Annotated in this window: 11 protein-coding genes and 1 tRNA gene; 6 read left to right on the top strand and 6 right to left on the bottom strand. The window is 64.7% G+C overall.

The features are described 5' to 3' along the window. Nucleotides 1-20: 20 nt before the first annotated feature. Nucleotides 21-584, bottom strand: a complete 564-nt coding sequence (locus S6FBBBH3_RS02695) for a hypothetical protein (RefSeq protein ID WP_120176305.1) — start codon at nucleotides 582-584, stop codon at nucleotides 21-23. A gap of 23 nt (nucleotides 585-607) precedes the next feature. Then, entirely contained in the window at nucleotides 608-1,036 is a 429-nt protein-coding gene (locus S6FBBBH3_RS02700; protein WP_120176306.1) for a DNA polymerase III subunit chi, read from the bottom strand. 252 nt (nucleotides 1,037-1,288) lie between these two features. Here S6FBBBH3_RS02700 and S6FBBBH3_RS02705 point away from each other — a divergent pair. Both S6FBBBH3_RS02705 and S6FBBBH3_RS02710 read left to right on the top strand, forming a co-directional pair. Beyond that, a tRNA-Ala gene (locus tag S6FBBBH3_RS02705) sits at nucleotides 1,289-1,364 on the top strand. Between the two features lie 427 nt (nucleotides 1,365-1,791). Then, nucleotides 1,792-4,008: an FAD-dependent oxidoreductase gene (locus S6FBBBH3_RS02710; RefSeq protein WP_120176307.1), complete on the top strand. Its 2,217-nt coding sequence runs from the start codon at nucleotides 1,792-1,794 to the stop codon at nucleotides 4,006-4,008. 147 nt (nucleotides 4,009-4,155) lie between these two features. On the opposite strand, the gene S6FBBBH3_RS02715 is transcribed toward S6FBBBH3_RS02710, so the two are convergent. Next, a complete protein-coding gene (locus S6FBBBH3_RS02715; protein WP_120176308.1) occupies nucleotides 4,156-4,833 on the bottom strand; it encodes a TetR/AcrR family transcriptional regulator in 678 nt (225 codons plus the stop codon). Between the two features lie 126 nt (nucleotides 4,834-4,959). Here S6FBBBH3_RS02715 and S6FBBBH3_RS02720 point away from each other — a divergent pair, with 126 nt between their 5' ends. From S6FBBBH3_RS02720 to greB, 4 genes are all read left to right on the top strand, one after another. Continuing rightward, nucleotides 4,960-6,474: a flavocytochrome c gene (locus tag S6FBBBH3_RS02720; RefSeq protein ID WP_120176309.1), complete on the top strand. Its 1,515-nt coding sequence runs from the start codon at nucleotides 4,960-4,962 to the stop codon at nucleotides 6,472-6,474. Nucleotides 6,475-6,493: 19 nt separating this feature from the next. Next, the gene (locus S6FBBBH3_RS02725) at nucleotides 6,494-6,853 is read left to right on the top strand and encodes a cytochrome c3 family protein (RefSeq protein WP_120176310.1); all 360 of its coding nucleotides are present in this window, start codon (nucleotides 6,494-6,496) and stop codon (nucleotides 6,851-6,853) included. Nucleotides 6,854-7,291: 438 nt separating this feature from the next. Continuing rightward, nucleotides 7,292-9,064, top strand: coding sequence for a DNA-processing protein DprA (locus tag S6FBBBH3_RS02730; RefSeq protein WP_170143797.1), 1,773 nt, complete (start codon nucleotides 7,292-7,294; stop codon nucleotides 9,062-9,064). 185 nt (nucleotides 9,065-9,249) lie between these two features. Then, nucleotides 9,250-9,810, top strand: coding sequence for a transcription elongation factor GreB (gene greB / locus S6FBBBH3_RS02735; protein WP_120176312.1), 561 nt, complete (start codon nucleotides 9,250-9,252; stop codon nucleotides 9,808-9,810). Nucleotides 9,811-9,941: 131 nt separating this feature from the next. On the opposite strand, the gene S6FBBBH3_RS02740 is transcribed toward greB, so the two are convergent. From S6FBBBH3_RS02740 to rpoZ, 3 genes are all read right to left on the bottom strand, one after another. Beyond that, nucleotides 9,942-11,219 carry a M20/M25/M40 family metallo-hydrolase gene (locus tag S6FBBBH3_RS02740; RefSeq protein ID WP_120176313.1) on the bottom strand — a complete coding sequence of 426 codons (1,278 nt, stop codon included), beginning with the start codon at nucleotides 11,217-11,219 and terminating at the stop codon, nucleotides 9,942-9,944. Between the two features lie 220 nt (nucleotides 11,220-11,439). Then, on the bottom strand, nucleotides 11,440-13,863 hold the full coding sequence (locus S6FBBBH3_RS02745) for a RelA/SpoT family protein (RefSeq protein ID WP_120176314.1): 2,424 nt from the start codon (nucleotides 13,861-13,863) through the stop codon (nucleotides 11,440-11,442). Between the two features lie 214 nt (nucleotides 13,864-14,077). Continuing rightward, on the bottom strand, nucleotides 14,078-14,278 hold the full coding sequence (gene rpoZ / locus S6FBBBH3_RS02750) for a DNA-directed RNA polymerase subunit omega (RefSeq protein WP_120176315.1): 201 nt from the start codon (nucleotides 14,276-14,278) through the stop codon (nucleotides 14,078-14,080).

The following is a 14,278-nucleotide window of genomic DNA, read 5'->3' on the forward strand; positions in this document are numbered from 1 at the left end:
TTGCGATCGCTTCGGGATACTCAGCGCCGCACGATGTCCGAGACGTCCAGGCGCCGCAACTCCTGAGCCACGGCCTGCGCGATCAGGTTGCCGAGCGACCGGTCCATGTCGCTCTTGACGCGCGTCAGCGCATTGGCGAGCACCATGTCGAGCGTGTCGCGCAGCGCCGAGCGAACGGCCGCCTCGACCTGCGGGGCGATGCGCTTCACGATCGCCTCCTTTTCTTCGTCCGTGAGGCGCAGGGGTTCGGGTTCGCGGGGCGCGACCGGTTGAAGGGCTTCCTTAACCGTCGCGACGTCGGGGGTTGCGGCGGGAGCCTCGGGTGCTTCGTGCGCTGCGGCCGGTGCGGTCGCAGAGGCCGCAACAGTTGCAGCGACCGGGGCGTCCGCACGGTCGGTTTCGGGGGTCTTTGCCGCGCGTTCCGTCGCGGGCGCCGTGCCGAGCGTCGGCTCCTTCGGCAGATCGTCCGGCGCGTCCGTCATCAGATCGCGCACTTCGCGCCACGTGAGGCGAATGCGGTCCGTCAGGGTTTTGGCATTGCGCTCGCTGCGTTCGAGGTCGATGACGGGCTCTTGTCGGTCCATAGCGTTGGGGTCCTTCTCGGGTGTTAGTGACGGCGGTCGTAGGCGGCGAGTTCCACGCCGGCCGCGCGGTAGGCGCGATAGCGCTCGCGCGAGAGCTGCAACTCCTGCGGCTCGGTGCTCACAACGTCGATGATGCGCGTGAAGCGCTCGAAATCGTCCTTCCAGGCGGGCGGCAGGTAGTCGTCGAGCAGGAGCAGCACGTCGCCCGAAAGCTTCGAGAGGTCCGTCGACCACACGATCGGCGTCTCGGAGGCCAAGGGCGAGCCCGCCTCCGCGTGCGGAAGAAAGGCGAGATCGTCGAATCGCCAGAGGAGATCGTCGAGGTGCTTCAAACGGTCCCTGTCCGAACTCCAGAGCGCGAGCGAGAGCCCGCGCTTGTGGACCGTGCGGGCCACAAGCGCCGCATAGGAGAGGCGATTGGGAACGTTGTAGTGGAAGTCGATTTTTTGCATCTCGTCATTATCGCGTAGCCGTCGGGGAATCGCCCGATTTCTTACGGGAAGGAACCGTGAGAAATGGTCACGGGGAGCGCTTGCCGGGGAAAGCTCGGCTTATCTCCGTCGGGAGCGCACGTTCGGACGTCCGCAGGAAGAAGGATACCGCAAATGTGGTATTTTTGGCGAGCGCTCTTGCCAAACGCAAAGTCGACGTGCATAATTCGTCTCCTCAGCAACGAACATTCGCTTCGTTGACTAAGACTCCGTGGGGGGGTAGCTCAGCTGGGAGAGCGCTGCGTTCGCAATGCAGAGGTCGGGAGTTCGATCCTCCTCCTCTCCACCACATACGAAGCCCGTCGGGAAAAGCCCGGCGGGCTTCTCCTTTTTCCGCTTTCAAAAAGTCCCGGGGCTCGTCGAACCTCTGCGTTCGTCGAACATTCCCGGCTCGCGCGGCACTTCGCCCGTTTCGCCGCGCATCGCTCCCGCGCCCGCCCGGTCTCAGGTCCGACCGAGCGGGCGTTTTTCGTTTCACGCGGTCGCAAGCTTTTCGGTTTCCGTATCGGTGAAACGCGCGATCGGCTCGGAAAATCCCCGGGTTCCGCTCGAATTGCACTTTTGTTATGCGTAAATCGTATGGACGAGCATGATGAAACATCATTGGTCTTTACACGCTCGGGTTTCTAAGCTTTTCCGTGACCCAACCGAAAAAGTGCGTGCGACGCATTCCCGATCCAAAGCTTCGGGGGCGTGCCGTTCGCGGAGAAACAATCATGAAAAGCTTGCAAAAACCTCTGGTTCTCTCGATGCTCTCGGCCTTGGCCGTCATGAGCGGCACCTCGAACGCCGCTCCCGCGGACGGCGTCTATCGCGCTACGGCGCAGGGCATGGGCGGTCCGCTCGAAGTTACGGTCCGCGTTGAAGGCGGCCGCATGGCGGCTGTTGAAGTCGACGCTTCCCGCGAAACGCCGGGCTACGGTCTGGAAGCCGGTCCGGAGGTTGCAAAGCGCATTGCCGTAGCGCACTCCCTTGAGGTCGACGGCGTGTCGGGCGCAACCGTGACGAGTCAGGCCGTGAAGGCGGCCGCCGAAGATGCGATGCGCGAAGCGGGGCTCCTTGAAGCCCGAGCCGCCCGAACCCTGAAGCCCGGCGAATACCGCGGCCGCGCGCGCGGCGGCAAAAGCGACGTCGAAGCGCTCGTGCGCGTTGCGTCGGACGGCTCGATCGAAGTGCTCGACGTGAAGACGGGCGACACGCCCTATTTGAGCGATACGGCCGTGCGCGAAGTCGTGCGTGCCGTCACGACGCAAAAGTCGCTGTCGGTCGATGCGGTGACGGGGGCGACGCTCACGAGCCGCGGCGTCACGGGGGCGATCGCCGACGCGCTCGAGCAGGCGGGTGCGGACCTTGCGGCTTGGCGCAAGGTTCCTCCGAAAGTTGAAAAGACGCGCGGTGAAGCGCTCGACGCGGACGTGGTCGTGGTCGGGGGCGGTGCCGCGGGCATGCTGGCGGCGCTCTCCGCTAAGACGGACGGGTCGCTGCGCCCCGAAAAGGCGAACGACCTCAAGGTGGTGCTCCTTGAAACAAAGGGCTACTTGGGCGGGGACCTCACGGTGTGCGGCGGCTATGTGGCGAGCTACTCGGGCACGCCCCTCAACGACCGTACAGGCCACTCGATCGACGGGAAGACCGTCGTCGAAGCGACCCTGGCGATGAAGTCGCCCGAAGTCGCGAAGATGCTCAATCAGGATCTGGCCGCCCGCGTCGTGGACGCCTCGGGCCCCGCCATGGCGATCCTCATGCAGGAAGGCTGGCGCGTGGTGCCCGAAGACGCGACGCGCGGGCTCGTCCTCTCGCCTTGGGGCAAAGACGGGTTCCTCCACTACACGGTGGCCCGCACGAGCGACCCCGCGACGGGCTACCGCAGCGGCGACTCGGGCTACGACACCACGTCGGGCTCGCCCGCGATGGCTTCGACCCTTGCCGACATCGTGCGCCGTGCGGGCGTCGACGTGCGACTCGAGACGAGCGCTACGGACGTGACCGCGACGAAGGACAAGGTCGAAGCGGTCGAGGTGAGCGACGCGAAGCAGGTCTATCGCATCAACGCGAAGGCCGTGGTGCTTGCCACGGGTTATTCGGGGCTCGATCCCGAGAGCATCAAGCGATTCTACCCGTCGCTTGAAGGCGTCATCCGTACGGGCGGCGCGGGGGTGACTTCTTTCGCGCCCAAGTGGGTGGCCGATCACGGCGGCGAAATCGCCTTGAATCCCGCAAGCTCCACGATGCTCGGTTACGACGCCGTGCTCGGGATCGACGGTCCGGAAAGCGCCCTCTACCTCACGACGGCGGCGCCGTGGGTGAACGCCCGGGGCGAACGCTTCATGTCGGAAGCCGACAACCCCTACCGCTACGGCGTGGGCGAACCCGATGCGAAGGGCGTGCGCTCGATGTGGATCGAACCCGGGAAAGGCCGTCCCATCGGCGAAGTGTTGAAGCAGCCCGGGAAGCGCGCCTGGATGATTTTCGACGCGAATTCGCCCGCGAACGCCCAGAAGGCGCACCTCGCGGCCGCAGGCCTCTGCGTTGAGGCGGACACCCTTCCCGAACTCGCCCGTCGCGCGGGCCTCCCCGAAGATACCTTCGTGAAGACGGTCGAGCGCTACAACACGGATGCCGCCGCGGGCGGCGACACGGTGTTCGGTGCGCCCGCCTCCGGGATGACGCCGGTACTGAAGGCCCCCTTCATCGCCGTGCGCGTGAGCGCCGTCAATACGATCGCGAACGCCGCCGTTCACGTCGCGGACGACTTCACGATCCTGATGGGGCCCGAAGGGTCGAACGCCCGCCGCATCGAAGGGCTCTTCGGCGCGGGCGGCGCGATCGGCAACGCCATCACGAATTCGGGGCTGGGCGCACACAACGCCACCGCGATCGGCTCGGGCGCCCTGGCAGGTGCCGAAGCCGCGAAGTACGCCGAACGGAACTGATCGCGGTTTCATGACGACTCCGAAGCTCTCCATCCTCCCGTAAGAGGCCGACGCCTCTTCCTGCCGTCCGTCGGGATCCGTCCCCGGCGGACGGTTTTTTTGTTTGTCGGCGCTTGATGCTCGGACGAGCGTCGTTTCCGAAGGAGCTCAGTCGTCCTTCGGTTCGGTCTCCCGTGCCTCCTCCCGGGCGTCCCGCGTGTCCTGCGCGGGGACCGAGCACCGCGCTTCGAGCACTTCAAGCACGTGCTCGACGTCTTTTTCTTCGATCATGTCCATGCGGAAGTGCCTCAGGTAAAAGAGACCCTCGAGGGCAAGGACGGCAATGAGCGCGTCGACGCCGCAGGGCGACTGCCCGACACGCTCGAAAACCCCGCGGTACCACCCTTGAAGCACTTCACGCATCCGTTCGTTTTTGGTCGTCAACGAGAGCACCGAAAGCCCGAACGCGGTGTTCGATGTCTGTTCGCCGCGAAACGTGCGATACCACTCGATGAAGCCCGCCACCGTTTCGTCGGTGACGGGGCTTTCGGAAATCGACGCTTCGAGCTCGCCGACGCGCAGTCGCCGATCGAGTCGGTCGCGGTACATCCCGATCAGATGTTCGAGGAGTGCTTCCTTGCTCGGGAAGTGGTACATGATCGCGCCCTTCGTCAAGCCCGTGCGCGTCGCGAGGTGAGCGAAGGTCAGTCGACTTGCGCCCTCTTCGATGAGGATTTGCATCGCCGCCTGCGCGATCGCTTCGATCGTCTCGCGACCGTGCCGGTTGCTTTTGCGGGCAAGCCCCCGCTTGATCGTGCGTGCTTCGTCGGACGTGTCGGTTGCCATGGTTCATCTCCTGAATGTAACAATTTCGACCGTATTTAACCTAGTAGTATAAAGAAACGGTTCTTCCTAGAATGACTCTTTATACGGTTGGTGTAAATTCTAGACCGACCCAAAAGGAGACATCTCATGGAACATCCCCACATCAGCCGCCGTCGCGTTTTGGGCGGGGCACTCGGTTCGCTTCTCGCCGCGGGCGCGGCGGGCGAAGCTCTGGCCAGAAACGTCAAACCTCAACATTGGGACGAAACCTACGACGTCGTCATCGTCGGCTCGGGTTTCGCGGGTCTTTCCGCCGCCTACGAAGCCGTGAAGCAGGGTGTGAAGCGCGTTCTCGTTCTTGAGAAGATGGAAGCCTGGGGCGGCAACTCGGCCCTGTGCGGCGCGCTCATGTGCATGCCGCTCACGAAGATGCAGAAAGCGAAGGGCATCGAAGACTCTCCCGAAAAGCTCGTTGCCGACATGATGGCCGCGGGTCGCGGCTTCAACCATCCGGAGCTTGCGCTCACGATGGCGAAAAACGCCGCGGGCGCCTTTGACATGCTCGAAGAGTGCGGCGTCGAATTCCAGGACAAGGTGATTCGCCTCGGCGGCCACAGCGCCCCGCGCGCGCACCTTCCGAAGGTGCCTTCGGGCGGCTCGATCACCGTTCCCATGCACAAGTGGCTCCGCTCGAAGGGCGTTGAGTTCCGCAACCGCGCGAACGTGCACGAACTCGTCTTCGACGACGACGGCGTTCGCGGCGTGAAGGTCACGTTCGACTACGACTGGCACACCGACACGGGGCGTCGCGAAGGCACGGTGCGCGCTCTGAAGGGCGTGGTCGTCGCCTCGGGCGGCTGGGGGCAGGACCACGAATTCGTGACGGCCACGATGCCCGCTTACGCGCAGCTCGAATGCACGTCGCAGCCCGGCGCGACCGCCACGATGATCAAGGCGATGCTCGCGGCGGGGTCGCTTCCCGTGATGCTCGACATGTTCCAGCTCGGCCCCTGGGCGAGCCCCGACGAAAAGGGTGCGGGTCCCGGGAGCTTCTTCGCGGACTATGCCTTTGCGGAAGGCATGGCGATCGACCCGAAGACGGGCGCCCGCTTCATGAACGAACTCGCCGACCGCCGCACCCGCGCCGAAGCGCAGCTGAAGGTTCTGGAAAAGGGCACGAAGGATGCGCCCAACTACCCCTTCTGCTTCTGCAGCCAGGCGACCGCCGACCATGCCGAAGGTTTCAAGGCCGCGTACCGCGAAGGGACGGTGAAGCGCAGTGACAGTGTCGAAGCGCTCGCGAAGCTCCACGGCGTCGACGTTGAGGCGTTGAAGCAGTCGATCGCCGACTGGAACGAAATCGTCGCCGGCAAGAAGGAAGACCCCTTCAAGAAGCCCCTTGACACCCGTACGGAATTGAACCCCCCCTTCTACTCGATGCGCCTTTCTCCGAAGCTTCACTACTGCATGGGCGGCGCCGCGATCACGCCGCGCGCCGAAGTCGTTTCGGCTCAGACTTGCAAGCCCATCCCCGGTCTTTACGCCGCGGGCGAAGTGACGGGGGGCGTGCACGGCATGGACCGCCTCGGCGGTTGCTCCTCGGTGGACTGCTTTGTTTTCGGGCGCATTGCCGGCGCTCAGGTGGCCGCTCGCAAGGCCTGATTCGGGAAGGACAAATATCATGAAGAAGATTTCGACGATCCTTGCCGCGCTCCTCATGAGCGCCGCCGCGGCGCAGGCCGCCACGCTCGCGGGCGTGCCGATGAAGGACCATCACATGGCAGCTTTCGGCGACAAGGCAACGTGCGCCGTCTGCCACGGGCCGGGCACGCCCGAATCGCGTCCGAGCGACAAGGCCTGCATCGGCTGCCACGGCACCATGGACAAGATCCCGACGAAGCCCAATCGTTTCGACAAGTTCCCGCACGCGTCCGCGCACTACGGCAACACGCTCGAGTGCACGACCTGCCACGCGGAACACAAGCCCTCGAAGGCGCTCTGCAACGATTGCCACAACGTCGAGTGGACGAACTTCAAATAAGTTCGTGAGCGAGGCTTTCGCTCTTTCGGAGTGAATCGGAGTGAAGGCGGAATAGTCCGACACGCCCCTCGGGGTGCGGTTTTCGACCGCACCCCGAGCGCGTTTTTGGAAAAGAGAACCTCTTCCAAGGAACCGAGGCACCGAGGCATCGCCAAGGGGCTTCCGACCGGCCATTGCTTGAGTCCTTCGCGCGCATGGTGCGAAAACGCAACAGTGTGGACGGGGAGCCGTCCGAATTTTCGACGCTCGGATTGCGTTCTGTAAATCAGGGGTCTCACAACGATTCGTCGTTGTATTGAGGGGTGTTCGGCGAGAAGCCTTCCCGCGCGCCGACGAAAGCGTCCGATGCGAACGTGTATTCTTCTAGGATCGGAAAAAGCGGCGTCGACGCTCGATCTTCTCGGCTTCGGCGGACCGTCCTCTGTTTTTGGAAGCGCCATGAATCTCTCCAGCCGTCTGGTTCTCCTTTTGTTGACCGCGCCCCTGGCGCCCGCTTCCGGAGTCGAAGCGGCCGGGAGTGCCGAACCCCTGACGGGTGCGGAATGGGCGCGCTTGGTCTACGCCCTGGGCGAGCGCGGTTCGAATCCCGGGGTGCTGCTCGACGCGTCGTCGGCCGAGGTGCTGCTCGGCGACGCGCGTTTCCTCACCGCGACGGCGCTCTCTTCGGGACGGCTGCGCGAGCTTCTCGGGCGCGGTGCGCGCCTCTTGGAAAAGCTTCGCGCCTGGCGCGCGGAGAACGTGTGGCTCCTCACGCAACTCGATCCCGATTACCCGGCGCTTCTTACGGAGCGCCTCGGCTCGAGCGCTCCGACCGTTCTTTTCGGTGTCGGCCCCCGAGCGCTCTTTACGCGCCAACCCCTCATCGGCGCGGTGGGTCCGAACGTCGCCTCCGCCCGACAGATGCCCGAAACGACGCGCATCGCGGCTTTGACCCGGGAAGCGGGCGCGACGCTTGTCGTGTCGCCCGAAGGCGGCACCGAGAGTCTCGTCGTCATGACGGCGCTCGAAGAAAAAGCGGGCGCCGCGGTCTTCGTCGACGGGAGCCTCATTGAGCTTGCCCGCAAACGCGAATGGGCGAAGGCGATCGACGCCAAGGTCCTCGCGGTCCTTTCCGCGACGGATCCCGACGTCCCCTCCGACAAGGAGCGTACGGCCGGCAAGGATCGCAACCAGACGTTCGTCTGCGCGGCGGCGTCCGCGCTCCTTCTACTCGCATCCGACAAGGGGGCGCAGCGCCTTCCGGGCTTCCGACTCGCTCTTCAAAAGGGCTGGGGACGCCCGCGCGTGTCGGAATACGTTCCGGAGGCGATCCGCTCGGCGTTTCTTGCGAACGGTGCGGCGCCGCTCACGGAGAGTGAACTCGCCTCGAACGAAAGGTTCCGCGCGCTCTTTGCGCCGGGGACGGTGTTCGCGCACGAAGAGGCGATCGGCCGCTTTGCGGACGATGCGAGCAATGCCGACGCGGCGCTCCTTGAAGAACTCGAAGCGCGTTGCCCGGTTGAAGTTCCCGTCGAAATTCCCGCGCAAGTCCCCGCTCAAATTCCCGCCGAAGTGCCTCCCGAGCCTTCCAAGCCTTCCGCCGAACTTTCGGCCGACGCCGAGGACTCGATCGAGGTCGTTGCGACCGTCGCTCCGGCGGTCGAGTCCGCTCCCGTTGCTCCTGTGGCGCCCGCTGCGCAGACGGAACCGACGGCGCCCGTCGTGCCCGAAAAGCGCGAAACCCTCACGCTCGTCCCCGACGACGAGTCGCAACGCGTCGGGGCGACCTCCTCGACGCGCGAAACGGGCCCCAAGGGGCCGAAACCCACCGTGCACGATCGCTTCTACGGGCTCTTCCTCGCACAGTGGGGCGAACGGTTGTCGGGTTGCGTTTCGGAGGACGAATTGGCCGATACGCTGGGACTCCACAAGAAGCAGGCCGCCAAGTGGCTGAAAAGCGCCTGCGCCGCGGGCGACGCGGCGCGCGTCTCGATTACGCCAAAGCGCTTCGCTCTGCAACGCTCTCTCTTTTCGGAAGAGCCCGTGCTCGAACGGGATTTTCTCGAGCTCTTTCTTTGCGCGTTCGAGCGCGACGCGTACGAAACGAAGGACACCCTCCAGGCGAAAACGGGGCTCGAATCCGTACAGGTGCGCGACTGGCTGAAGGCGGCCGAGGCGGCGGGTCGGGTCGTGAAGAAAATGCGCCCGGTCGGCTACCGACTGCAAGGCTGAGGGTCGAAGTCCCTCCGAAGCGCTTTCTCTCCGACCCCGCGGGGGCTCTCTATAATTTTCGGAATCCGCCCCGCTTGCGGCGCCCTCCCGAAAAGGAGAAGCGCGTTCGCAACCGGTCGCACACCGATGAGAGGAGGCCGCTTTTCGCGCGCGTCTTCCCGAAACGACTTCCGAACGAGGCACGCATGGCCGACAACGACGATGACGACGAAGTCCGACTGTCCGGACTTCCGCCCAACACCAAGAACTACATGACGCCCCCCTGCTACCGGAGGCTTCTGGACGAACGCGAACACCTCGTGAACGTCGAGCGTCCCGAGGTGGTGAACGTCGTTTCGTGGGCGGCGAGCAACGGCGACCGCAGCGAAAACGGCGACTACCTCTACGGCAAGCGCCGCTTGCGCGAGATCGACCGCCGCATCCGCTTTCTCAACAAGCGCATCGAAAATGCCGAGGTCGTCGACCCCGCGTCGCGTCCGCCCACGGACCAGATCTTTTTCGGCGCCACGGTGCTCTACGCCGACGAAAAGGGCGAGGAGCACAAGATCCGCATCGTCGGCATCGACGAAGCGGACGTCGCGCACGGCGACGTGAGTTGGGTGAGCCCCATCGCGCGCGTCTTCTTGAAGCGCTTCGAGGGCGACGAGGTGAAGCTCCCGACGCCCGCAACGAGTACGCACCCCGCGGGCGTTGAAACGCTCGAAATTCTCGAAGTGACCTACACGAACGAGCAGCCCCTGCCGTAAGCGCGGATCGGGACGGTTGGAGCCGCCCCCCGAAACAAAAGCGCCCCGAGGATCGCGATCCGCGGGGCGTTTCCTTCAGTGAGTGAGTGAGGGAGCGAGCGTCTTCAGACGTCGCTTCGGCGGTCGGGCGCTCAGGAAGAGCGCTTCGGAAGCAGAGGCTTCAGTCCCGCATCGACCGACCCCGCCAGGGCGAGCACCGTAAGGAGAATCAACTGCGGTCCGAGGTGCGGATTGATGTCGTCGTAGTACTCGTCGACCGTGTGGGTGCGCTTCTGCACGCCGCCTGCCGAGAGGCACGTCGCGGGAATGCCGAGACTCACGGGCATGTTGGCGTCGGTCGAAGAGGCGCCGTAGTTCGTGAGTTCGATCCCGAGCACGGACTGCGCGGCGCGCGCCGCCTGCAACACGGGGCAGTCGTCGGGACGGCGTCCCGCGGGGCGGTTGCCTATTTGCTCGAATTCGACGCGAAGCATCTTCTCGGGGTCCGTGATGCCCCAAATGGCGTGCTCTTCGGAGATCGCCTCTTCGAACGCCGTGCGAATCGCCCGTTCCGCGTCGAGGATCGGTTGGTTCTCGTAACTGCGGATGTCGATGTCGACCGAGCACGACGGGGCGATCGTGTTGACGGACGTCCCTCCGCGGATCGTGCCGATCGTAAAGGATGACTTCGGTTCCTTCGGTACCTTGAGGTGCGCGATGCGCGCGCCCGCTAGGCACACGGCGTGAACGGCGCTCGGCACTTCGCCGAAGGCGCCGAAGCTGTGCCCGCCCGGGCCCGTTACCGTGCAGCGCCAGCGGTGGGAGCCTATGGCGGTGTGCAGAATTCGACCCACGTCCGTGTTGTCGACCGCGATGAAGCCGTCGGGCGCGGGGGCCGTGGAAAAGAGGTGTTTCGATCCGCGAATGTCGCCGTTTCCTTCTTCTCCGACCGTGCCGACGAAAAGGAGGTCGGCTTCGGTCGCGAGACCGTGCGCTCTCATCGCCCGCAGCACTTCGAGCATCGCGCGAAGCCCCGCACAGTTGTCGCCGATCCCCGGGCCGTAGTAGCGGTTCCCTTCACGTCGCACGGTGACGTCGGTGCCTTCCGGAAAGACCGTATCCATGTGTGCGCCCACGGCGAGCAAGGGGCGCGGCCCCGTACCCCGACCGGGGCAACGTCCGATCACGTTCCCGACCGCATCGATTGACACGTCTTCGAGTCCGAAGGCTTTCATAAGCCGCATGATCTCCGCCGCACGCGTCTCCTCGTGAAAGGTCGGAGCGGGAATTTCGCAGAGCGACTTCTGAAGTTCCATCGCCCGAGGCGCGTGCGCTTCGAGGTCCCGCAGGGCCGCGTCGACGGCGGGGTGGCGTTTGAGCGCTTGAAGGCGCGCGAGAACGTCGGTACGAAGGGGCGGAATGTGAGTCATGATGCTTCCTCCTGGGTTCTTGCTTCTTGCGGATGTTCGGATCGGTGCGAACGGTTCGGAAAATCCTACGCCCGAGCGACCCGCAAGGGGAAAGAGGGAAAGTACTCACGGGAAGCATCCCGATCGTTTGCAACGAAAACCCCGCGCTTGGCATCGCGGGGACGAACAAGGCGCGGGGTGATCTTCGAGCTTCAGAGCTCGCGAACGGAGGGTGTCTCCGTCAGGACGAGGCGTCATCGTCGTGGGGGCGACCCTTCGCGGCCTTCGGCTCCTTTCCGGCCTTGCGGTCGTCGAGGATGCGCTTCACTTTGCGTACGACCTCGTTCTGGCGGATCGTGCGCATGACGTGTACGAGATGGTCGCGGTCGCGCACTTGAACGATCGGGCGGACGATGCAGGTGCCGTCCGCTTCGTCAAGCGCCAAGCCGACGATGCTCGAATTCGCCTTCGCCACCGACGTGGCCACGGCGGCAAGCCCCGCGTGCGCGTCGTCGACGAGGATTTCAAGCGGCACCGCAAAGCGCGGCTCCGTCTGCGGGACGTCGCTCCACTGGACGTCCATCCAGCGGGAGGGATCGGCCTTGGCGCCGCGCTTGGCGTGCATGCAGTCGGCGCGGTGCACGGTGAGACCCTGCCCCGGGCGGCTGAAGCCGCGGATGCGGTCGCCCGGAATCGGGTGGCAGCAGGGGGCGAGGTGAAGCCCCGCGCCTTCGCTTCCCTTGATGACGACGGCGGGGAGATTGTCGGCCTGCGCCCGGTGTTCGCCTTTTTCGGCAAGCACCTGGTTGCGGATCGTGAGTATGCGGTGGAGCACCGCGGCGGGAAGACACTTCCCGAGGCCGATCGCGGCGTAGAGGGACGCGAGGCTCTCGGCCCCGAACTCCTTGAGAACGAGCTTGCGTACGTCGTCGGCCAGGGCCGAGAGGTCGACCCCTTCGCTTTCGGCCAGATTTTCGAGCGCCAGACGCCCGAGCCTCACCGATTCGTCAAACTGGCAGTTGCGCAGGTACTGACGGATTTCGGCGCGGGCGCGCCCCGAATGGACGTGCTCCAGCCACGCGGGCGAGGGCGAGGCGTCGGGGCTCGTGACGATTTCGACCTTGTCGCCGTTTCGGAGTTCGCACGTGAGGGGCTTGGGTTCGCCGTTCACGCGCGCCGCCTTGGCGTGGTTGCCGACGTCGGTGTGGATTTCGTACGCGAAGTCGATCGGGCTCGAGCCGCGCGGCAGCGAGATGATCTTCCCCTGGGGCGTAAAGACATAGACGCGGTTCGGGAAGAGGTCGACCTTGATGTTTTCGAGGAATTCCGCGCTGTCGGTACTCGTGCGCTGGATTTCGAGGAGGTTCTGGAGCCAGGCGGTCGTGCGGGACTGAAGGCCGCTTGCGTCCTGGTCGCGGTAGAGCCAGTGAACGAGGATGCCGTCCTCGTCGATGCGGTGCATCTCTTCGGTGCGGATCTGGTATTCGATCGGCGTTCCGTCCGGACCGATTACGGTCGTGTGAAGGCTCTGGTAGCCGTTCATCTTCGGAATCGCGATGAAATCTTTGAAGCGCGCGTGCACGGGCTTGTAGAGGCGATGGAGGCACCCGAGCGCGAGGTAGCAGTCGTCGAGCGTGCGCACGATCACGCGGAAGCCGTAAATGTCGAGCGCGTCGGAGAAGGACTGGTGCTTTTCGCGCATCTTGTTGTAGATGCCGTAAATCGTCTTGTCGCGCCCGAGAATGCGCATGCGGATCCCGTCGCGGGCGAACTGCTCGCGCGTCTCGTTCATGATGCGCTCAAGAACGGGGCGTCGCTCGTTGCGCAGTTTCAGAACGTTCTCGTAGAGGACCTTGTAGCGGAAGGGGTAGCGGTTCGCGAACGAAAGTTCCTGCAGCTCGCGAAAGACGTTGTTGAGACCCAACCGGTGCGCGAGCGGCACGTAGATGTCGAGCGTCTCGCGGGCGATGCGGGCGCGCTTTTCGGGACGCATCACGCCGAGGGTGCGCATGTTGTGCAGACGGTCGGCGAGCTTTACGAGGATGACGCGCACGTCGCGCGACATCGCAAGGAGCATCTTGCGGAAACTTTCGGCCTGGGCGATTTCGTTCGAGGAGAAGCGCAGCTTGTCGAGCTTCGAGACGCCGTCGACGATGTTCGCCACTTCGGAGCCGAAGAGGTTCGTCATCTCGATTTTGCTCGTCTGCGTATCTTCGAGAACGTCGTGCATGAGGCCCGCGGCAATCGCCTGTGCGTCCATGCGCCAGGAGGCGAGAATGCCCGCGACGGCAAGCGGATGCGTGATGTAGGGCTCGCCCGACTTGCGGAACTGCCCGAGGTGGGCGTTGTCGGCATAGCGGTAGGCGCGTCGAACGTTCTCGACGTCCGAGGGCGAAAGGTACACCTTGATCGTATCAAGGAGCTGCGCGGCGGTGACGATCGGCGCGGGCGGCTCGGGGGTGAAAAGCGGCAGGTCGGCGTCGGGCAGACGACTCGGGTGCGGCGACGCGTAGGTGCGGGGCCGTTCGACCTTGTCGTTTTTCTGAGCAAACCGGAAGGGCGAAACGGAGCGCGCGGCCTGAGGGAAGGGCTGCGGCTCGGCGTCGGGAACCTCGTCGCGCGTGGCGTAGAGGTCCTCGGGCAAAGGGGGAATGTCGACGGTCATGACGGGAATCCTTCCGGAAGCGTTGTTTTTTTGTTGCCGAAACCCCGATCGACTCAAGCGCTTCGCGGGAGTTTGCGGCACCCGGGCTCGAAGGCGGGGATGCCGAAAAACGGCGAGTCCGAAAACAAATTCGGCCGGGCCCCGCGGGTGCTTGGCGCACCTCCCGGGACGTCCGGCCGACGGAGCTCTGGGGGCTTCAGTGCGTGTATCAATATTACGGCACGCGCTGGAGCATTTCGAGACCCACTTCGCCCTTCGCGATTTCACGAAGCGCGATCACGGTGGGCTTGTCCTTGGCGTCGACCTTCGGGGCGTAGCCCTGCGTGATCTGGCGCGCGCGGTAAGCGGCAACGAGAACCATCTGGAAGCGGTTCGGGATCTTCTTCAGGCAGTCTTCAACGGTAATACGGGCCAT

Origin of the sequence: Sutterella megalosphaeroides, assembly GCF_003609995.1 — a bacterium.
GTDB lineage: Bacteria > Pseudomonadota > Gammaproteobacteria > Burkholderiales > Burkholderiaceae_F > Sutterella > Sutterella megalosphaeroides.

What these genes read in the sequence shown, in the direction of transcription:
- S6FBBBH3_RS02695 (WP_120176305.1), bottom strand. Translation starts at nt 584, where the DNA reads ATGGACCGACAAGAGCCCGTCATCGACCTCGAACGCAGCGAGCGCAAT.
- S6FBBBH3_RS02700 (WP_120176306.1), bottom strand. Translation starts at nt 1,036, where the DNA reads ATGCAAAAAATCGACTTCCACTACAACGTTCCCAATCGCCTCTCCTAT.
- S6FBBBH3_RS02710 (WP_120176307.1), top strand. Translation starts at nt 1,792, where the DNA reads ATGAAAAGCTTGCAAAAACCTCTGGTTCTCTCGATGCTCTCGGCCTTG.
- S6FBBBH3_RS02715 (WP_120176308.1), bottom strand. Translation starts at nt 4,833, where the DNA reads ATGGCAACCGACACGTCCGACGAAGCACGCACGATCAAGCGGGGGCTT.
- S6FBBBH3_RS02720 (WP_120176309.1), top strand. Translation starts at nt 4,960, where the DNA reads ATGGAACATCCCCACATCAGCCGCCGTCGCGTTTTGGGCGGGGCACTC.
- S6FBBBH3_RS02725 (WP_120176310.1), top strand. Translation starts at nt 6,494, where the DNA reads ATGAAGAAGATTTCGACGATCCTTGCCGCGCTCCTCATGAGCGCCGCC.
- S6FBBBH3_RS02730 (WP_170143797.1), top strand. Translation starts at nt 7,292, where the DNA reads ATGAATCTCTCCAGCCGTCTGGTTCTCCTTTTGTTGACCGCGCCCCTG.
- greB (WP_120176312.1), top strand. Translation starts at nt 9,250, where the DNA reads ATGGCCGACAACGACGATGACGACGAAGTCCGACTGTCCGGACTTCCG.
- S6FBBBH3_RS02740 (WP_120176313.1), bottom strand. Translation starts at nt 11,219, where the DNA reads ATGACTCACATTCCGCCCCTTCGTACCGACGTTCTCGCGCGCCTTCAA.
- S6FBBBH3_RS02745 (WP_120176314.1), bottom strand. Translation starts at nt 13,863, where the DNA reads ATGACCGTCGACATTCCCCCTTTGCCCGAGGACCTCTACGCCACGCGC.
- rpoZ (WP_120176315.1), bottom strand. Translation starts at nt 14,278, where the DNA reads ATGGCCCGTATTACCGTTGAAGACTGCCTGAAGAAGATCCCGAACCGC.